This window comes from Streptomyces sp. NPDC060232, from assembly GCF_042726555.1.
GTDB lineage: Bacteria > Actinomycetota > Actinomycetes > Streptomycetales > Streptomycetaceae > Streptomyces.
In genome coordinates, this window is the sequence record NZ_JBHXAG010000004.1 from 183,516 (window position 1) to 202,044 (window position 18,529).

Annotated in this window: 21 protein-coding genes; 1 reads left to right on the forward strand and 20 read right to left on the reverse strand. The window is 71.0% G+C overall.

Going from position 1 to position 18,529, the window contains the following annotated elements:
• Window positions 1–19: 19 nt before the first annotated feature.
• The 19 genes from ACFWFZ_RS09250 to ACFWFZ_RS09340 all read right to left on the reverse strand — a co-directional run bounded on the left by ACFWFZ_RS09250 (window position 20) and on the right by ACFWFZ_RS09340 (window position 16,182).
• Window positions 20–310 carry a DNA cytosine methyltransferase gene (locus tag ACFWFZ_RS09250; RefSeq protein WP_387118873.1) on the reverse strand — a complete coding sequence of 97 codons (291 nt, stop codon included), beginning with the start codon at window positions 308–310 and terminating at the stop codon, window positions 20–22.
• Window positions 300–902 carry a hypothetical protein gene (locus ACFWFZ_RS09255; protein WP_387118876.1) on the reverse strand — a complete coding sequence of 201 codons (603 nt, stop codon included), beginning with the start codon at window positions 900–902 and terminating at the stop codon, window positions 300–302. The genes ACFWFZ_RS09250 and ACFWFZ_RS09255 overlap by 11 nt, the downstream gene beginning before the upstream one ends.
• Entirely contained in the window at window positions 899–2,077 is a 1,179-nt protein-coding gene (locus ACFWFZ_RS09260) for a DnaB-like helicase N-terminal domain-containing protein (protein ID WP_387118879.1), read from the reverse strand. Before ACFWFZ_RS09260 ends, ACFWFZ_RS09255 begins: the two co-directional genes overlap by 4 nt.
• Complete coding sequence (locus ACFWFZ_RS09265) at window positions 2,074–2,307, reverse strand: hypothetical protein (protein WP_387118882.1); 234 nt, start codon at window positions 2,305–2,307, stop codon at window positions 2,074–2,076. Before ACFWFZ_RS09265 ends, ACFWFZ_RS09260 begins: the two co-directional genes overlap by 4 nt.
• A gap of 99 nt (window positions 2,308–2,406) precedes the next feature.
• Complete coding sequence (locus ACFWFZ_RS09270; RefSeq protein ID WP_387118885.1) at window positions 2,407–4,200, reverse strand: type IV secretory system conjugative DNA transfer family protein; 1,794 nt, start codon at window positions 4,198–4,200, stop codon at window positions 2,407–2,409.
• Window positions 4,201–4,277: 77 nt separating this feature from the next.
• Window positions 4,278–4,715 (reverse strand): hypothetical protein, encoded by a 438-nt coding sequence (locus tag ACFWFZ_RS09275; protein ID WP_387118887.1) that lies wholly within the window; start codon window positions 4,713–4,715, stop codon window positions 4,278–4,280.
• 29 nt (window positions 4,716–4,744) lie between these two features.
• A complete protein-coding gene (locus ACFWFZ_RS09280) occupies window positions 4,745–5,452 on the reverse strand; it encodes a hypothetical protein (protein ID WP_387118889.1) in 708 nt (235 codons plus the stop codon).
• A 16-nt stretch (window positions 5,453–5,468) separates the two neighbouring features.
• A complete protein-coding gene (locus tag ACFWFZ_RS09285; RefSeq protein WP_387118892.1) occupies window positions 5,469–5,966 on the reverse strand; it encodes a hypothetical protein in 498 nt (165 codons plus the stop codon).
• A 34-nt stretch (window positions 5,967–6,000) separates the two neighbouring features.
• Window positions 6,001–6,774: a hypothetical protein gene (locus tag ACFWFZ_RS09290; RefSeq protein ID WP_387118895.1), complete on the reverse strand. Its 774-nt coding sequence runs from the start codon at window positions 6,772–6,774 to the stop codon at window positions 6,001–6,003.
• Between the two features lie 26 nt (window positions 6,775–6,800).
• Complete coding sequence (locus ACFWFZ_RS09295; RefSeq protein ID WP_387118897.1) at window positions 6,801–7,262, reverse strand: hypothetical protein; 462 nt, start codon at window positions 7,260–7,262, stop codon at window positions 6,801–6,803.
• 88 nt (window positions 7,263–7,350) lie between these two features.
• Window positions 7,351–8,715, reverse strand: coding sequence for a hypothetical protein (locus tag ACFWFZ_RS09300; RefSeq protein WP_387118900.1), 1,365 nt, complete (start codon window positions 8,713–8,715; stop codon window positions 7,351–7,353).
• Entirely contained in the window at window positions 8,708–8,899 is a 192-nt protein-coding gene (locus ACFWFZ_RS09305; protein ID WP_387118902.1) for a hypothetical protein, read from the reverse strand. Before ACFWFZ_RS09305 ends, ACFWFZ_RS09300 begins: the two co-directional genes overlap by 8 nt.
• Before the next feature lie 103 nt (window positions 8,900–9,002).
• Complete coding sequence (locus ACFWFZ_RS09310; protein WP_387118905.1) at window positions 9,003–10,508, reverse strand: ATP-binding protein; 1,506 nt, start codon at window positions 10,506–10,508, stop codon at window positions 9,003–9,005.
• A gap of 19 nt (window positions 10,509–10,527) precedes the next feature.
• Entirely contained in the window at window positions 10,528–10,983 is a 456-nt protein-coding gene (locus ACFWFZ_RS09315; RefSeq protein ID WP_236241498.1) for a DUF6238 family protein, read from the reverse strand.
• A gap of 43 nt (window positions 10,984–11,026) precedes the next feature.
• On the reverse strand, window positions 11,027–12,496 hold the full coding sequence (locus ACFWFZ_RS09320; protein WP_387118908.1) for an SCO6880 family protein: 1,470 nt from the start codon (window positions 12,494–12,496) through the stop codon (window positions 11,027–11,029).
• 89 nt (window positions 12,497–12,585) lie between these two features.
• Window positions 12,586–13,956, reverse strand: coding sequence for an ATP-binding protein (locus tag ACFWFZ_RS09325; protein WP_387118911.1), 1,371 nt, complete (start codon window positions 13,954–13,956; stop codon window positions 12,586–12,588).
• Window positions 13,957–13,987: 31 nt separating this feature from the next.
• Window positions 13,988–14,674, reverse strand: a complete 687-nt coding sequence (locus ACFWFZ_RS09330; RefSeq protein ID WP_387118914.1) for a hypothetical protein — start codon at window positions 14,672–14,674, stop codon at window positions 13,988–13,990.
• The gene (locus ACFWFZ_RS09335) at window positions 14,674–14,982 is read right to left on the reverse strand and encodes a DUF6112 family protein (RefSeq protein ID WP_039649441.1); all 309 of its coding nucleotides are present in this window, start codon (window positions 14,980–14,982) and stop codon (window positions 14,674–14,676) included. Before ACFWFZ_RS09335 ends, ACFWFZ_RS09330 begins: the two co-directional genes overlap by 1 nt.
• Window positions 14,983–15,054: 72 nt before the next feature.
• On the reverse strand, window positions 15,055–16,182 hold the full coding sequence (locus tag ACFWFZ_RS09340) for a C40 family peptidase (protein WP_387118917.1): 1,128 nt from the start codon (window positions 16,180–16,182) through the stop codon (window positions 15,055–15,057).
• A 637-nt stretch (window positions 16,183–16,819) separates the two neighbouring features.
• Between ACFWFZ_RS09340 and ACFWFZ_RS09345 the strand changes: the two genes are divergently transcribed.
• Window positions 16,820–17,569: a DNA-methyltransferase gene (locus ACFWFZ_RS09345; protein WP_387118920.1), complete on the forward strand. Its 750-nt coding sequence runs from the start codon at window positions 16,820–16,822 to the stop codon at window positions 17,567–17,569.
• 95 nt (window positions 17,570–17,664) lie between these two features.
• Here the strand turns inward: ACFWFZ_RS09345 and ACFWFZ_RS09350 are convergent, their stop codons facing one another.
• Window positions 17,665–18,513, reverse strand: a complete 849-nt coding sequence (locus ACFWFZ_RS09350; protein ID WP_387118923.1) for a DUF5655 domain-containing protein — start codon at window positions 18,511–18,513, stop codon at window positions 17,665–17,667.
• Window positions 18,514–18,529 lie beyond the last annotated feature (16 nt).

Below are 18,529 nucleotides of genomic sequence, written 5' to 3' on the forward strand. Positions count from 1 at the left end.
CAGACCGGACCGGGTGCCGTCAGCCAGTCCGGCGCGACGGCCGGCGACCGAGACGTCTTTGACAGGGGAACCCGGCCGTCAGGACGCACACCTCCGGGACATTGGCCCAGTTCACGGCCGTGATGTCGCCGAGATTGGGCACGTCCGGCCAGTGCCGGGACAGGATCCGGGCCGGGCCCGGATCGACCTCGGCATGCCAGGCGACCGTGCCGCCGAGGACGGCCTGCACGCCGAGATCCAGCCCGCCGTACCCGGAGCACAGACTCCCGATCCACGGCTGGTGCGGCGCCACCGGAAAGTCAGCGCACACGGCGGGACACCGGCATGTAGGCGAGACGGATCGGCTCGGTTGCGGGGAGCTTGGTCGGTAGGCGGTAGATCGAGTTCTCTGGGCGTGCCGAGCGGCTCAGCGCGGCGAGGATACGAGGCGGTGTGCCATCGATCCGGTCGGCAGCGTGCCGCAGAGTGACGAAGGCTTCTTGCAGCGAGTCCACGGTGAGGTCCAGCCGGTCCTGCGCGACGTTGAAAGCGGACTGGCGGGCGTCATGAAGGTCCGCCGTCGCTGGGGCCTCCGCGTACCTACGTAGGAATCCGAGCTGCTCGAAGGCTTCCGTGTAGTTGGTCACGGCGCGTCCCACAGGGGCGGACGCGCTGGTGTACGCGGCGATGACCGGGCCGAAGTCGAGTCCCGGGTCGTTGTCGGTGATGCGGAAGAGGACCTCGTCGGACAGGTCCTTCACCAGTCCCGTCAGCGCGGCGAGGTGGTGGGACGCGGTGACGAGGTCAGGCAGGGAGTTCGTTGTGTACGACCCGACAATCTCGTGGCGGGCCTCCTCGAAATCGCTGGCTGCTGCGTACAGTTCGTCCTTCTCCAGGCCGGCGCGGCCGGTGTGGTCGGTCATGACGGACTCCGAAGGTTGTGGCGGGAGGGAAGCGCGGCGCAGGAGGCCGCGACCGGCGCCCCGTGGGCCGCCGCATCCGCGAGGCGGCTGCGAGCACGGGCGGCGTCGATACGGGCGGCAGGAGGCGGCGCACCGGGACGGCTTGCCGGCCGCCGCTGCTCGGGTTCGGCTTCGCTCGCGAGGCGCAGTCGGCGGCGCACGTCGTCCAGCGGGCCGAGCGCGTGCAGGGCGTAGCCGATGAGCTGCCCAGGCGCGAGCGCGTCGCGGTTGGCCAGGGCCCCGACCTGCCGGGCCGCGAGGGCGGCCGTGCGGACGAGGGAGGCGTGGACGACCTGCTCGCCGAAGTGCTCGGCGGCCCCACCCACGAGCGGATCGCAGATCCGCATCACACGCTCGGTGTCGAGCGTCCCGTCTGCGAGGGTGCCGCGACGCTGGGTCTCCCACAGCACGGTCAGCTGGTCGATGGGTTCGCCGCGATGGTGCAGGGCCCCCAGCGCGCGGTAGAGCTGCTGATGGCCCGGGTCGGCGAAGTCGCCGGGGCGGAGCCACCGCACCAGGCCGAGCAGCTGCTCGGGGCGGGCGGCGAGGCAGCCGAGGAGGAACTCCTCGTCGGCGAGAACCTGCTCGCCCACCGGCTGCGGGCGCTCGGCCTGGGGTGCGTACGGGGCGGGCGGCTGCACGGGACGTGCCTCGGTGCCCCAGCCGTGCGCCAGGTCGGCGAGTACGTCGGTCAGGACCTGGGCGTGGTGCAGCGTCTCCTCCACCGTGCCGCCCCGGCCGTCGGCGAGCGCGGCCTGGTGGAGGCGGGCGGCGTGCTGGGCCACGCTGCGATGGATGGCCCCCTCCAGGACCATCCGCCCGTACACCGGGGCGTGGTCGGGGCGCGGGCAGGCCGACGCGAGGGAGTGCAGGTACGAGGCGGTGAGCCCGCGGGTCCGCGTGCTGGCCTCCCGTAGCGTGTCTGTCACCCAGGCCAGCGGGACGGGGAAGCCGGCCGTTGTGGCTGCCGCCGGGTGACCATCGGTCTTGAGCTGGAGCATCGCGGCGTAGATCGCCGTGTGCGCGGGGCGGGAGAAGTGTTCCGGGCGCAGCCAGGGCGAGAGCCTGTCGAGGTGGCCGGGCTCCAGGAAGATCGCGCCCAGCACGGCCTGCTCGGCGTGGACGAGCGGGGTCACGGCCGTGCCTTGCGCGGGGGCTTGCCCTGGGCTCGGATCTCGGCGACTGCACGGTCGGCCGCGGCCAGGTCGGCGGCGAAGCGGTTCAGTTCACCGGTGAACGCGGGGTCCGAGGCGAGCAGGGAGCCGGACGGGGACACAAGCCACCAGTCGGCGCCGCGCCGTACGACGGGTGTGCCGGCGAGGCGCTCGGACCGGCGGATCGAAGCCCAGGACGGGGCGTGGGACATGGGAGTACCTCAAGGAGATGGGGGCGAAGGCCCAGGGACGCGACGATTGGGGGCGTGCACCGTTGCGTCTCGCCAGCCGGGCACCTGGCAGCACCGGGGTCATGCGGCCGGACCGAAGTCGTCTCGGCGCAGGTTCTTGGCCAGCGCGCGCTCGGTGATCGCCGCGGTCGCCGTGGCGGACGCGGCGCCGAGCCGGTCGGCGTCCGGCTCCCGGTACCAGGGCTTGAGGTCGAGGAGCGCGGGGCGGATGCCGGTGGCCAGCAGCAGCGCGGACCCCTTGGGCAGCGCGCGGATCGCGTCAGTCGGGAGCACGCGCTCCTGGCGCATGGAGACCGAGGTGGACTTGCCCGACTCGCTGGTGGAGACCGAGACCGTACGGACGTCGTGGTCGCCCACCAGGCGGCTGAGTTTGTCCGCGAAGTCGGCGTCGTCGATACCTGATCCGACGAGTTTGATCGTCGCGGCGGACCACAGGGCGTCCATCCCGGCCTCGCCCCAGACCCGGACGCCCTGGCGGTAGGACTGCAGGATCGTGATCGGGATGACGCCGCGGGAGCCGAGGTGCGAGTACAGGTCCGGCAGGTCGGCGATCTTGCACACGTTGGCGGCCTCGTCGAGGATCGCGAGCAGCGGGGCGTCGAGCCGCCCGCCGTCGCGCTCGGCCTGGATGACGGCCGCGCGCATCACCGCGTCGGCAGCGGCGGCGATGATCGCCGAGGCGGAGCCACCGCCGTCCTTCGACAGCAGGAAGAGGGTGTCCTTGCTGGTGGCGAACGCCTCCGGCTTGAACTCGCAGATCTTGCCGAGGCCGCTGGGCGGCGTGACCCAGGCGGCGATGGCCGGGTCGAGCAGGCAGCTCGCGTACTGCCGCGCTGTCTCGAAGATGCCGTCGCGGGTCTCGACGGCGCCGGCCACGGTGCCCTGGAGCTGGGCGGCGACCGCGTCGAGTCCGGCGTCCTGGAGCAGGTCGATGGGGGAGCGGTCGGCCGGCGAGGCGAGCCAGGCCAGGACGTCGGTGATCGGCCGCCGGTCGCGTGCGGCGGCGAGGAACAGCGCGGTGAGCGTGTTCGCGGCGGCCGTGGACCAGAAGTCGCCCGCGTTCGACTCGTCCACGGACGCGGTCACGAAGTGCCCGGCCAGACGGCGGGCTCCGGCGAGATCGCGGGCGTCGGCGAGGATGTCCCACCACATCGTCCGGGGCGCGTGGGCGATCTGCTGCGGATCGAGCGTCCACACCGTGCCGGCTTCGGCGCGGGCCGCGAGCGTGGCGGTGTAGGCGTCGCGGGCCGCCTTGTTGGAGGTCAGCAGCACTGGTCCGGGAGCGCGCAGGATCGCCGGGATCGCCAGGCCGGAGGTCTTTCCGGACCGGGGTGCCATGATCGCCAGGATCACGTCCTCCCACGAGGAGCGGACCTCGCGCGCGCCGGGCGCGAGCGTGCCGAGCAGAACGCCGCGGTCGTCGGGTAGGACGTCCTTGGGCTTGGTGCCCTTGAGGCTCGGACGAAGGTCGATCGCCTTGGCCGCGATCTTCTTGGGCATCAGGTCGGCCAGGTCACGCTGGTCGGCCAGCCCCTTGGGGTTGCCGCGCAGCCGCAGCCATACCTTCGCGCCGAGCAGCGCGGCGGCCAAGAGTACGAGTGTGGGCAGGACGTAGCAGGTGCCGACGAGGACCGGCTGCGGAAGGTGCGGCCAGACCTCGTGGGGGTGGAGCAGCGCGGCGGTGGGTTCGTACGGGGTCCAGGGGCCGGACCTGGTGAGGGTGTTGGCGCTGTTGCCGAACAACCAGGCCAGCGTCCCGGCCCCCATCCCGAGGACGGCGACGGACAGCATCAGGTACAGCAGGAAGTCGGTGCCGGTGGTGGTCGAGGGTGTGCTGGTGCGTGCAGGAGACAAAGCGCGGTCCCGTTACGTGGTGCGAGAGGGGCGATGGGCTGGGGCCGGCGGCTTCTTCTGGTGATCACGAGGGGCTCCTAACGGCTGCGGTGGGCGGAGGTGGAGGGAGCCGCAGGCGCGGCCGGGGCCGTGGTGTCCGGGGGTGCCGGTGGTGCGACCGGGCCGGCGGTCGGCGAGGACGACGAGGCCGCGCCGCTGATCCTGTGCCGCAGGATCTCGTCGCGTACGGCGGCAACGGCTTCCTCGGAGACCAGGTCCTCGGCGACGTTCGCGTCGAAGCCCTGGGACCGGAGCAGACACGCGGCGCGCGTGGCGCGCCGCATTTGTTCCTCCTCGGGCAGTCCCTCGGGCAGCTGGTGCCAGACGTAGTGCGGCGGGACGGTCGTCTTCACGAAGCCGCACGCGGCAAGCACCTCGTGGGCGCGCGGGTCACCGCAGTCGGCGATCACCTCGGTGCTGAACGGCTTGCGGTAGACCTCGGCATCGGTTCCGTACTCTTCGTGTAGGAAGGACACGCAACGGCCTTTCTGATGAGTGGGATTGGTCAGCGCGTTCGGTTCGGCCTGGCCGCGAGCGGTGGAGCGGCAGCGGACGCCTCGGGTGTGACGGCGGGTGTTCCGGTGCGCTGGGTGGCCGGGGCAATGGCGTAGTAGTTGGCGACCCGTTCCTGCCAGCTCGGCTTCGCCGGCCGATTGAGTGCCCGCAGCTGGTCGGCGGCGTCGTGCAGGTCTTCGCCGAGGGCGGTGAGCGTTGCTGCGGCTTCCGCGAAGTCGTACGACAGATCCCAACCGGCATCGGTCTCGGATGCCTTGGCCTGCTCGGCTGCGGCCTCGAAGAACTCACTGAGGCGGACGAGCACACCATCGTGGGGGTCCAAGACGTGCTCCGCGAGATCAGCGGCAATCTCATACGCCTCGGCGCCGTTGAGTTCGTCGGTCAGCCGCAGGACCTGGTGGCCGTGGACGTGTTTGCCCCGGGGGTCGGAGGGCGTCGTGAGGGGGCCCACGTGCAGATCGGGACCGAGGTCGACGCGGTAGCCGACGGCGGTGAGCATGCGGGCTGCGTGGCTGGCCATCTGGTTCTCGCGGGCTTCGCCCATGTCCCAGGGCAGGCGGTACCAGAAGGACCGGGGCGTCGTCTCGATGATGAAGCCCGCGCGCTTGAGGAGTGTGGTGGCGAGTTCGTCTCCGCCCTCGGCGGTGACGTTGCCGGTCGGGTGGCGTGTGATGACGACGTCGGGCGGGGTGGGCATCGTGGGGGTGGTCCGTTCAGAAGTGGGGGTTCTCGGTCGGCCGGTCGCTCGTGGAGGCGGCCTCCAGCAGCTCGGGCAGGTCCGCGGGGTCGGCATCGCGCTGATCGAGCCACCAGCCGGCGCGGGTCAGCGGCCGTACGGCGTTCTCGATGGCCTCCCACTCCGCTTCGCTCGTGGTTCCTTCGACGACGAGTGCGGTGTACGCGGAGGAGACGAGCTGGTGGCGACAGCGGGTGGCCCAGGCGACCGCGCGGTCGGTGCCGTCCAGCGGGGGCATGCGGTACTGCGCGGACCACGCCTCGGCCTCGGCCTGCTCGGTCACCCTCTGCTTCGCGAGCCACTCGGCCGTGGCCGCGGGGTCTTCCGGGCGAGAGGCCCGCCAGCAATCGGCGCAGTCCCGGCCGGCGAGCCAGCGGGCGTATCCGGCACGGCGGTCGGCCGGACGGTCGGACAGATCGGCCTCGGCGGTGTGGCCGCAGGCGTGGTCGACGGTCCAGAACTTCTTCACGGCCATGAGCCGGACTCCTTGAGCGTCGGGAAAGGGCGGATCAGCGCGTACGGCTCGGGGCGGTCGGCGTGGCCTGGAGGCGCGGCGCCGGCTCGTCCTGCGGCTTCGGTGCGTTGCCCGGGCGGTTGGGGGACGACGCCATGGCGGCGCGCGCTCGCGCGGTGTGCGTGACCCGGAGCCACTCCTGCCGCTCGGGCAGCGGCACCTCGGCCAGGGGCGGGGCGTTCTCGGGGGTCACGTCGGGCATGACGGCCAGTTCGAGCTGGGCGCCGACGAGCTGGTCGCCGAGGAAGGCGACGTGATGGGCGATGTTGCGCAGATGAAGTCCCAGCTCGTGACCATTCGGAGTGTCGAGCCGCTCACACCAGGCGGCGGCCGTGTCGATGAACTCCTCCAGGTCGAGCACGACGCCGTGGTGTTCGTCGAGGATCTCGCCCAGGACCTCGGAGACGTCCGCCGCGCGACGCAGCTCGTGCAGCTCGCCGGTCAACGCGGTCAGGGACTGGCCGGGCCGTGTCGCCCGCGCCGCGACTCCGTCCGGAGTCGGGACCGGTGGCGGGATCATGATCCTCGGATCGGCTGCGACGGACAGACCAGCGTCCTGGAATTCGCGGGCCGCCCTGGCCACGGTCCGTACCGCCGTGTTGTGGGGAGTGTTGTCCGCCAGCAGGTAGACGTCGAGGTACTCGCTGTAGCGGAAGTGGTGCTTGCGCAGGACCTCGTCGAGGAACGGTCGGGCGTCCGCGACGGCGGCGGCCACCCCGTAGTCGGGGTGCATACCGAACGCGACGTCCGGTTCGAGTTGCAGAGTCATCGCGCGGGCTCCTTGGTGGGGGCGGTCTAACGGGTGCGGACCGGCTGCGGGGCGGAGGGGGCGGGGCGGTACTCGACGGCGACGCCGGGCTGCCGCGCCGGCGTTGCGGTCGCGCGGGCCGGAGAGATGGCGGTGGCGGCCTCGGACCTGAGCTGCTGGGCCGAGGGCGTCACCGTTGTGACGGAAGGTTTCTCCAGCCGCTCCAGGAGGCCCTGGCCCGTGCCGAGCCGGGTATAGGGCTGGAGGTCGTACGCGACATCGGCTTTGACGCTGTACTGCGCGGCCCGCAGGGACTGGACCGCCTGCGCCCCGCGCCGTACTGGGTCACGGTGCGGATCGGTCAGCCCATACAGAGTGCTGCCGCGCAGCCGCTCGAATCCGACGAGCCGCAGGATGTGCTCGGCGACGTGGTTGTCGTGCGACGTCGCCGCCACGACGCCGTACTGGTCGTGATGGCCGACAGTGATGTGCGGACGTGTTTCCGCCACGAAGATGCACCTCGCAGAGGTCGGGGCCGTGCGGAGGACGAGGATGCGGCCGAAAGGCGGATTTGGTGTGGCCGTGGATTCGCGCTAGTCAGCGTGAGCGCGGCGGCCTGCTGGAGTTGAAGAAGCGGATAGCTGGCGGACCGGCGTTCTTCTCGATCGCCGCAGTGATCTGGCGAGCGGCGTGTGGTGACCAGGAACGGGCAGCCTCGGCGCGTGTCGACCGGACCTGCTGCGCACGGAGCGATCGGGTCGGTGGCGCGGGCGGCGCCTTGTCGGCGCGCGCGATGTCGACGAGGACGCCGGCGTTGTCCATCCAGGTCAGGGAGTAGTGCCAGCCCTCGGCGTTGCGCATGGCCACGGCGTCCGCGAACATCGCCTTCGAGCGAGGATGGTCGGGCAGGAGCGCCTCGGCGACCACCTGGAACTCGGCCTGCACCCGGGCGCCGCCGTCCAGTGCCTCGCGCAAGGCACTGAGCCGGTACGCCCAGCGCCCGGCCACACGCTCTGCGGGGTCAAGGAGAGGAAGCGTTTCCTCGGCGTACGCGACCAGCGCCTGACCGTGCTCGAGGAATGGCGCGAACTGCGCCCACATCTCCGCGTCCCGCACCTGCTGGCGCAGACCGTACCGCTCGTCGAGCGGCCAGTGATCGGCGTCGCACAGGCTGTCCGAGACCGCGTCCCATTCGGCCAGAACGCGCTGGCAGGCAGCCACCGACTTGGTGACTCGGCTGAGCTGGGTCTCGCGGACGGCCTCCTGGTACCGGGGCAGCAGGCGGGTTGTCACTCGGGAGGCCGCTCGCACCGGGTCGTTGCTCACGACGATGCCGTTGGGTGTCCTGGTGGTCGTGTCGAACCCGCTGCCTCGTGGCTCGAACACGGCGATGAGGAATTCGTGCTTGCGCAGGGGGCGGTCGGTGACCAGGATCTCGATCCCTGAGTCACTGGTGAGCACGGCGCTTCGATGCGGGGTGAATTCCGAGAGGGCCCAGCTCACGTGGCCGTAATCCCAGACTCGTTCGCTGAGCGGGAGCTGGCCTTCCTCCCCCGCGTGCTCGTGGACGGCGGCAGTCCAGGATCCGGGGAGCCGGCCCGACAGTTCCTCGGCGAACTCCGCGAGATCGGCCCGCAAGTCCGGCCGGCGCGGTGACAGGGTCGGCGGGTGCGCGGGCTCTGAACCACGGGGCGGCGCCAGGCTGATGGGCATGGAGCCGTGGAGCGAGGCGTCGTCGATGGCGACGTAGTGGCTGGCCACAGCGCTGTAGAGCTGCTGAAGCGTCGCCCGGACCTCGTCCGGACGGCTGGCGCCGAGGACATAGGCGAAGTCGGGATGCCCGGTGGAGAATCCGGCATCGAGCAGCAGCCGGTTCGCGGAGCCGAAGTCGTCGTGGAGGGTGGCGGCGGTGAGGCCGAGCTGCGGGTGCTTGCCCAGCGTTATCCATGCCAGCTCAGCCATGGCGGGTCTCGCCCTCGTCGTGCGCGTCAGGGCGCCGGTCGGCCCCTCGCCGCGTCGCGTCCACGGGGTCGCACGGGCCGGGGGGTACGGAGGCATGGCCGTGTGCGGTGTGGGCGCGGGCGGCGTCGGCGTAGAGCTGGACGAGGCGGCGCAGGCCGCGACGGATCGTGCGCTTCAGGTGCATGGCGGGGCGACTTCCTGTACGGAGGGCGTGATGTGACGACGGGCGAGGGGGAGCCGGGGCGGCGCGGGCCGGCTCCCCCAGGGCGTGAACGGGAGCGGACGGCTCAGGTATGCATCCGGGCGTCCGTGTCGAACAGCTCGCGTTCGTGCGGGTGGAGCAGATGTTGAGTGATGAACGACCGGCCCGCGACCTTCCACAGGCCGCGCCCCTTGGTGAGGGCGGAGACGGCCTGGGTCTCCACGCCGGTGAGTCCCAGCAGGGCTGCGGCGGAGCCGAGTTGGTCGGCTTCCTGGCGGTAGATGATCCGGGTGGAGCAGTCGGTGAGCAGCCCCTCGGCGAGGGCACGCCCCCGGGAGCCGGCGTCGCCCGCGGTGAGCAGATCGCTGAGGCGGTGGATGACCATCATGTTGGCGATGCCGAGGCCCCGGCTGAGCTTCCACTGGCTCTGCATGCGTTCCAGCAGGGCGACGTGCCGCATCACGCGCCATGCCTCGTCGTAGATCACCCAGCGCCGTCCACCGGTGGGGTCGGCGAGCGCGGACTCCATCCACGCGGAGGCACAGGTCATCGCGAGGACGAGTGCGGTGTCGTCGCCGGTGCCTCCGAGGCGGGACAGGTCGATGGAGAGCATCGGCGCGGCCGGGTCGAAGGCCACGGTGCTCGGCGCGTCGAACATGCCGGCCAGGTCGCCATGGACGAGGCGCCGCAGTGCGTGGGCCAGGTCCTCGGCGGCCCGTCCCAGGCGCCCGGAGAGGTCTCCCAGTGCGGCGTCGAGCCGCTCGGGTGAGCCGAGCACGTACGCGACGTCGCCGAGCAGCGGGGTGGTGCCGGCGGCTTCGGCGTGCGTGACGGCCTGGTCGAGTGCCACGTCCAGGGCGGTGTGCTCCATCGGGTGCAGGTCGCGCCGCAGGACCGTCTTCGCGAGCGAGCCGAGGAGAAGCAGGCGCCGCTTGCGGACCTCGCCCGCCCAGTCGTCCTCGCTGACGCCGTACGGCCTGGCAGGGGCGTCCAGCGGATTCAGCCGGCCGGGAAGGCCGGGACCCAGGGCGATGGTCTGCCCGCCCAGCGCCTGGGCGACAACGGTCCACTCGCCCTTGGGGTCGCACGGCACGTAGATGCGGTAGCCGAAGGCGACGGCGCGTACGGCGAGGGACTTGGCCAGGGCGGACTTGCCCATGCCGATGATCCCGGCAAGCAGGATGTTCGGGTTCGTGAATCCGTCGAGCCGCCCGTACAGCGCGAACGGGTCGTAGGTGAAGGCGGCCTCCGCGTGCACGTCGCGGCCCACGTAGATGCCCTGGGCGCCCAGGCCGCCCTCGGCGAGGAAGGGGTAGGCGCCAGACGCGGTGGCGGTGGTCATCCGGTGGGCGGGGAGCTTGAGCCGGCCGCCGCGGGCGGAGGCGGGCCCGGGGCGGCCGGAGGCCGGGTAGGTGGCACGCAGCTCGGGATCGATGCCGGTCGTGGTGCGGCGGGTTTCGGGCCGGGCGGCGTGGCGGGCCTTGTCGCGGGCGGCGGCGAACTGGTCGCGTGCGGCGCGGGCCGTGCGGCGGTCGGTCTTGCGGGGGACGAACAGCGGACTGGCGCTTGCGCGGGTGGTTCGGTTGGGCATGGCGGTGGTGCTCCGGTGGTCAGTGGCGGATCAAACCGGTGAACGGGTCGCGCAGGTCGGCCGGGGTGTGGTCACGGCGGACGCGGGCGGCGGTGGCCAGGTGACGCTGGCACACGGTGAGGTCGGGTGCGCCCTCGGGAAGCCGGGCCCGGCACGCCTCCCGCGTGGGGAGGCGGCCGGTGACTCGCTGCGGGGCCGCGTGATAGGCGGCGTGGAGGTGCTCGGCTGCCTGCCACAGCCGGACACGGCAGGCCCTCAGGTGATCGCCCTCGACGCCGGCCACCGGGGCGGTCCGCGCGGTGTGCGCATCCAGCAGCCCGTACAGGGCGACCAGGTGGGCGTGCAGGGAGTCCAGTTCGGTGCGGCTGGCGGCGACCGGGGCGACGGGCATGTTGATGGCCCGGTGGAAGTCGAGCGCGGCGGTGGCGAACGGGACGAAGTCCGAAGCCAGTTCGGGCAGGGGCTCGGTCGGCATGGGGTGCCCTTCGGTAGAGCGCGGTCGGTGGTGCTGGGCCGCGCTACGGGCGAGCGAGCGGCAGAGCGGCGTTGGTGAAGGCTTCGGCCTGCTGCCAGGTCAGCAGGCGCAGGTCGACGAGGGCGGCGACGGCCGCGGTCTCGACGGCGGCACAGGCGGCGTTGAGCTCCTCGCGGGTGTCCGCGCTCACGGTGAGCAGGCCGGTGAGGGCGACGTCGGCGTGTCCGGCGATGAGCTGGCGCTCGCGCTGCTTGATGTCGGCGTACTCGACCGAGTCCTCCTCGGAGTCGACCTGGCCCTTGCGGGCCCGCTCGGCGGCGTCTGCGATCACGGTGGCCTTCTTACGCTGTACGTCCTTCAGGGCGGCGTCCAGCCCCTTGGGCTCGTAGGTCAGCGAGAGGGTGCGGCGCACGCCGGTGGTGAACAGGAGCTGGTGGAGGAACCCGGGGCTGGTCTCGATGCGCGGCCAGTTCTCGATCCAGAACGTGGCGTGGTGGGCCGAGTCGGTCTGGATACGGTCGGCCTTCTCGACCAGGACGACCGGCCCGGCGGCAGCGGGGTCGGCCTGCGGACGGCCCGAGTCGGACCACCGGTCGAGGCCAGCCGACGCCTTGGGGTCGTACGCCGTACGGATCACGGCGGCGATCTCGCGCGCGGGCAGCCAGCCATTCGGTGTGAGCCCGGAGGTACGGGCGGACTGGTCGAAGGTGGAGGCGAGCTGGGCCAGTACGGCGAAGGCTCCGGTGAGTCCGCCGCCGGCCTGGTTGATCAGGCGGCGGGCGGCCTTGAGGTCGAGGGCGAGGGCGACGTACGCCTCGTGCGGGGCGGCGGCGGGGCCTGCGGCGGCCAGCAGGTCGCCGTAGATCGGACCGGCGAGCGGGGTCTGGACGTTGCCGTGCTCCTGCCAGTAGCGGTTGAGCGCGTCGCCGGAGTCGGGGACCGTGCGCTCCAGCACCTGGACGCGGGCGATGTGCCCGCTGCGCGAGAGCGCGGCCAGCGTGCGGCCCCAGCCGGAGACGTTGCCCGCCTGCGCGGCCGGGTCGAGCAGGGCGAAGGCTCGGGAGGAGACCTTCACCACGGCCGTGAGGGTGCCGTGGTGCGGATCGTGCACCGCGCCGAGGCAGCCGTCCGGCGAGGACACCACCCGCAGGGACGCGGCCGTGCCGGGCAGGTGGAGCAGACCCTCTCGACGTGGCCGGGTGGACGGCCGGGCGAGCCAGACCAGCTGCCCCCGGAAGCGGCGCAGCGCGTATCGGATCGCGATCGGCGCCCAGTCGGCGAGCGCCCGTCCGCGGTGGCGGATGAAGACCGCCGCGAGGACGACGGCCCACAGCGGTACGAGCTTGAGCGCCCCGGTCACACCGGAGGTGAGCAGCACCCCGAGCAGGAGCAGACCGCAGACCGCGACGACGATCAGCTGAGGGGCCGACAGGCCGAGCAGCACGCCCCGCCGCGAGCGGTGAGGGAACTTGACGGTAGCCGGACCGTCAGGGTGAGAAGCATCAGAGAGCATGGCGAAGCCGTCCTTGGAACATGAGGAGAAAGAAGAAGAGGAAGACGGGGCGGGCCGGGCGGGCCTCGGCCCACCCCGTCAGCTCCGGGCTACGAGCCCGAGCGGTCCGCTGGCCCGGGATAGATCCACCGCTGCGGGGTGGCGCCTCCCTGCGGAGGAGGATCGCTGCGCCGCGGTGCCGGCGGGTCCAGGTGCGTGACCTGCGGCGCTGCGACCGAGGCGCCCTGTGGCGTAGGTCCGGAGACCGCTGGCGCCGAGTCAGCTGCCTGGCCCCCACCGGGGCGCTGGATGAGCGGGACTCCGCGGTCGCCGTCCGTGGGAGGACGGCGGATCAGCGCACGACCCTTGTCGCCGGTCGCACTCGGATCCTCACCGAAGCGGAAGTGGGTCTGCTTCGGCTTGGCCTCACCACCGGATCCGCCCGTCGGGTCGATCCCAGAGGCGACGCCACCGGAGCCCTGGCCCGGCACCTTCGCCGGCCCCTGCGGAGCCCGCATCCCCGTGCCGGCCTGCACAGCGAGCTGCCCCGCGGTCTTCGCCGCACCCGCCGCGACCGCCATACCCGCGACACCGGTGCGGTGCAGATCGTCGTGGCCGCCGCCGTCGGCCGCCCAGTGCACGAACTTATACGTGGCGTAGGGGCAGAGCAGCACCAGGACCATCACGACGATGCCCGCGATCGCGTCCGACAGGGCGCTCAGACCGTCGCTCGCGTCGGTCTTGCCCATGGCGGAGACACCCAGCAGGAACACGATCGTCATCAGGAGCTTGGAGACGATCAGGGTGCTGGTCGCCTCGATCCAGCCGCGCCGCCAGCGCCGCGCGACCTCCCAGCCGCCGCCGGCCCCGGCGAACACGGCGAGGGTGACCAGGACGAGGATGCCGACCTTGCGGGCGACCATCACCGCCCAGTAGAGGAAGGCTCCTACCGCGCAGCCGAGTGCGACGATGGCGGGGACACCCCAGCCCAGGCCGTACATCGCCCCCAACTCGTTGACCTTGATGATGCGGCGCACCGCGTCGTCCACGGAGCTGTTGGCCGCCTTGAACAGGCCGGCGCTGAGCGCGTCGACCACGGTGATCGCGACGGTGGTGCAGGCGATCGCGGCGAACGCGAACAGGACGCCGGCCACCGTTCCGTACACCGCCTGCGCGAGGGCGCGTTCGTCCCGGCGCCAGGCGGCGCGGGTGAGCTGGAGGCAGAACGTGCCGACGGTGAGGATGAGGCCGATGGGCAGGATCAGCTCGTAGTTGCTCCTGAACCACTCGGCGTTGAGATCGATGGCGGTGGTCTTGTCGACGGCCTTCGAGGCCAGGTCAGCTGCGGCCTGGGCCATCTCGCCCATCGACTTGGCGATCCAGGCACCGATGCCGTCCGTGACGGCTTCGCCGGTCGCGCCGACGACACCGCCTACGGTGTCGCAGACCGTACTCATCAGAGGAAGGTCGCAAGCCCCCATGAGGGCACCTCCTTACACAGGTTGAGGGCGATCACGGCGCGACGTTCGGCAGGACGCCGACGAGGGCGCAGTCGCGGTCCGGTCGGCACTGGACGGCGAGGGTCGTCGAGCGGGACTCGGCTCCGGCACCGGAGCCCTTCCAGGCGATGGATTGCTTGCCGGTGACCGTGACGGCGTAGACGTACGCCTCGGTGATCGCGCCGGGGTCCTGGGCCAGGGCGGTCTTGAATGCCTGCGGGAAGTGGCCCTCGCCGACCGTGGCACCGGCGTGCTGCCCGTTGTCGTGCATCCGCGACCACAACACCGGGCTGGGCACCTGGTCCGAGACCGACTTCCAGTCCGCGTACTTCTTCTCGCTGGTCATCCACTGCTTGAGACCGGCCAGGTGCTCGGTCTGCGAGAACGACCGGGTGTCGTACGTCCACAGGACTTTGGTGGCGGCCTTGGCGAACTCGATCGGATCCGTCGTCCTGGGTGGCGCGGCCACCGCCACCCCGGCGTGCGTGGTGGTGGCAGGGTAGGGCGACGTCGAAGAGGACGCCGGCGCGGGGGTGGCCTTCGGCGCGGCCGGGCTCTCCGCACGGGTGACGTACGCGACCAGACCGGCGACGGCCAGCAGGACAGCGAGGACGATGCCGCCGATCGAGGCGCGGCGCAGAACCGAGGACTGGGCTCCGTGCCTCTGCCCCCTGGCGGAAGGGAAACGATTCTTCGGCATTAGTGAACCTGCGTCCCCATCGCCGAGAAGAACGCGACGACGCCGTTGGCCGCGCCGAGCAGGAGGGCGCAGCCGGCGGCGACGACCGTGCCCTTCTTGCCATTGGCCTCGGCCTGGTGGCCTCCGCTGTGGTGGCCCCAGGCCCAGACGATGGCGGAGATGGCGAGGGCGCCGACCGTGGCGATGATGCCGAAGAGGTTGATGCTGCCCATGACCTTCTTGAGGACGTCGAGGCCGGGCAGGCCGCCCTCGCTCGGTGTGACGCCAGGGTTGTACGCCAGCATCTGGGCGTGCTGAATGAGCTTCATTGGAACTCCAGTACGAATATGGGCGCGCGAAGGCCCGGAAGGGGAGGAGTGAGAGGGGGAGAGGGGGACCGGTCAGACGATCCGGCGGGCGGCGAGCACGTCCGGCCGCCAGTCGGCGAGGGTCGAGATCTTGACCACGTCACCGGTACGCGGAGCATGCAGAATCAGGCCGTCACCAATGAACATCCCTACGTGTTCCGGGACTTGGGCCGTGCCGCGAGTGAAGAGGAGATCGCCCGGCTTGAGGGCATCGACGCTGACCGCCTTGCCCTCCTTGACCTGCGTGTACGTGGTCCGGGAGATCGAGACGCCCCCGGCCTTGTACGACATCTGCATCAGGGACGAGCAGTCGCAGCGGCCCATCGGGTCCTGGCCACGCGGATCGGTACACGCGCCACCCCACTGATACGGAGTGCCGAGCTGACCGAGACCCCAGCGGATGGCGGTGCGGACCGCCTTGGGTGCATCAGCCGGGATCTTGTAGTCCTTGGGGACGGAGCCTGCGGGGATCGGACCGAATTTGGCCCCGTCCTCACCGGTGCCACACCCGCCGGGAGCCGCATCCGTCTGCTCGCCCTTGTCGCCTCCGTCGGAACTCGACTCCTCCGAGAGCGACGTGGCGATGGCCTTCTGTAGAGCCGTGCCCAGCGGCTCCCACTTGGCGTAGGCGTCAGGAAAGCCGCTCTTCTGGACCGCCTGTGCCGCCTGCGTGACGGTCATGGACTGCCAGCCTGGGACCTTGAGTAGAGCCTCGTAGAACCTCGTCGAGGCGTGCACCGGATCGCGGACCTGCTGGGCCGTTCCCCAGCCCTGGCTTGGGCGCTGCTGGAACAGGCCGAGTGAATCCCGGTCGCCGTAGTCCAGATTCCGCAGCCCCGACTCCTGCAGGGCCGTGGCCAGAGCCACGACCTGCCCCCGGGCCGGTACCTTCATGGCGACGCCCGTGGCCTGGATCGTCTTGGCGTTCGGGATCTGCTCCGCGGGATCGTCCAACCCGGGGACCGACACTGTGGCCTTCCCGCCGCCCTTGAGGATCGACTCCACCTGCTTGGCGACCGCCGCGGTATCCACAGCCTGTGCATCGCCGCTCGCACAGGCGGCCTGGGCGCTGCTCGCGCCGGCCAGAGCCATCGCGAGCGGGGCGATCAGCAGTAGTGGGCCAAGAGCCACAGACCCGACTATTGCCGCGCCCGCCTTCACGGCCGCAGGCCGTCCGCCGAGCGGAGGTCGCAGGAGTCGGACGTCGGGGAAGGGCGTGCCTGGGCATGCTGCATCAGCAGCTCCTTACTCGTAGGCAGCGCGGCACCAGCGTTCTCGTCGAAAAGGCCACCGGCACCGCGCCGGTCGGGAATTCACAACACCTGAGATCAGGGAATAGAGATTCCATGGGTCGGGAGCGGCTAACTCCCGACCCCTGGGAACCCCGTTACTGGAGAGCGGCAGCCAGCCGCGCTCTTAATCTCACACGCCACACGGAGAATCCCCTCGCCGAAATATCAGGTCGTTTCGTGAGTGCTGCCGTGCCGCCACCTGGACGAGGTAACACGCATCAGCACAGCTCAACAGGGCGGGAGCTGAGCCCCGTCCGTCGAACACGGCGAGACTGTAGAGACGAATTGCGGCCGCACCAAACGATGTCTCGTCTGGCAGTTGGGGCCCGTGATGTGGCGGCAGAGCGTCATTAGGCGCGGCCGGGAATGGTGGCTACTCTCCAGCCCATCGCTCTCCGCAGGCGGCTGCTTCTGTGGCTTCCGGGAGCGAATCAAGCCGACGTGCGCGGTATTCCGGGAACGCGGAATCCCGCACGACCGTCCCCGCGGAAAGAGAGAACCGCACAATGTCGTACACCCTGCACCGAGGCGACGCGCTGACCGCCCTCGCCGGCATCCCCGACAACAGCGTCGACGCCGTGATCACCGACCCGCCCTACAACAGCGGCGGCCGAACCAGCGGCGAACGAACCGGTCGCAGTGCCCGCGCGAAGTACACCTCGGGCGACGCCGAACACGACCTTGCCAACTTCCCTGGCGAGAACCGCGACCAGCGCTCGTACGACTTCTGGCTCACCCTCCTGCTCACCGAGTCCTACCGGGCCACCGCCGAGTCCGGCGCCGCGCTCGTCTTCACCGACTGGAGGCAACTGCCCACCACCACCGACGCGCTCCAGGCCGCCGGCTGGACCTGGCGCGGGATCGCCTCGTGGCACAAGCCGGTCTCCCGACCGCAGAAGGGCCGGCTCAAGCAGTCCTGCGAGTACATCGTCTGGGGCACCAAGGGCCCGGTCGACCCCGACCGGAACCCCGTGTACCTGCCCGGCCTCTACACCGCGAGCCAGCCCCGGAAGGACCGCGTGCACATCACGCAGAAGCCCGTGGAGGTGATGCAGGAGCTGGTGAGGATCTGCCCGCCGGGCGGAACGGTCCTCGACCCCTTCACCGGCTCCGGAACGACCGGTGTCGCCGCACTGCGCGAGGGCCGCAAGTTCATCGGCGTCGAGCTCTCCGAGCACTACGCGGACATCGCCGAGCAGCGGCTGCGAGGCGCGCTGACCCAGGACGACTTCGAACTCGCCGGGCCCGAGGAGTGAGAGTGAGAAGCCGAGACAGCGGGCGCAGAACGCACAGAAGGGCGGTTGTTCCACCACTCAGATGGAACAACCGCCCTTCCCATGTGCTGGAGGAGTCACCCAGCGTCGATGCTCCGCTGGATGAGATCGCTGGCTCGCGCGAGGTCCTCGCGCGAGCCAATCCGGACCTCGACGCCGCCGCGGATTCCAAGGACTCCTACGCCGCGCATGTCCCGGGAGAATCCGTCGCACAGCTCCACCGTGTCCGGGTCGAGCTTCAGGTTGACGACGAGGAGCCGCTTGCGCGGCTGCAGGCGCACCGTGGCGACGTTGTTGATCCGCCGGTAGGCGATGTAGTGGAGCTGGGGCTCCTTTAGTACGTCCCGGTGTGCCAGCAGCAGCTCGTCGAGGTCCGCGTACAGCTCCTTCAGCTCCTCGGGCGCCTCGTCCAGGTACTGCTGGACCGACTTCGGCGCCGCCGACGCGACGCGGACCGATCCCGACGTTCCACCCCGCGGAGAGGTGCGCGTTCCGCCGGCCGACGCGATGAGCTGCAGCGTGAGCACGTCCTCGAAGACCCGGTACGTCACCAGGTCGATCCGGTGGCCGATCATCTCCACCGCTACCGTGTCATGGCGCGTGAAGGCCCCGGCGACGCAGACGATCCGAGGAGCGCTCCAGTCGATCTCGCCGGCCTGGTCTCCGAGCTTCTCTCGGACCAGGCTCTCGAACTCGTGATGGTGGTCGTGGAGCCACCACAAGTACGAGAGCCCCTGGTTGATGACGTTCTGGTCCCGGTTGCGCTTGTACTCGACGATGACCGGCGTGTCGTTCTCGTCCAGTCCGAGGGAGTCGATCCGGCCTCCGTGACGGCCGGTGCGGTACTCGGTAGCCAGGAACCGAATACCGAGCATCGCCTCCATGTTCGCCTCGATCAACCGCTGCAGCTCAACCTCCACCCCCACGGCAGTCCCCGTCACC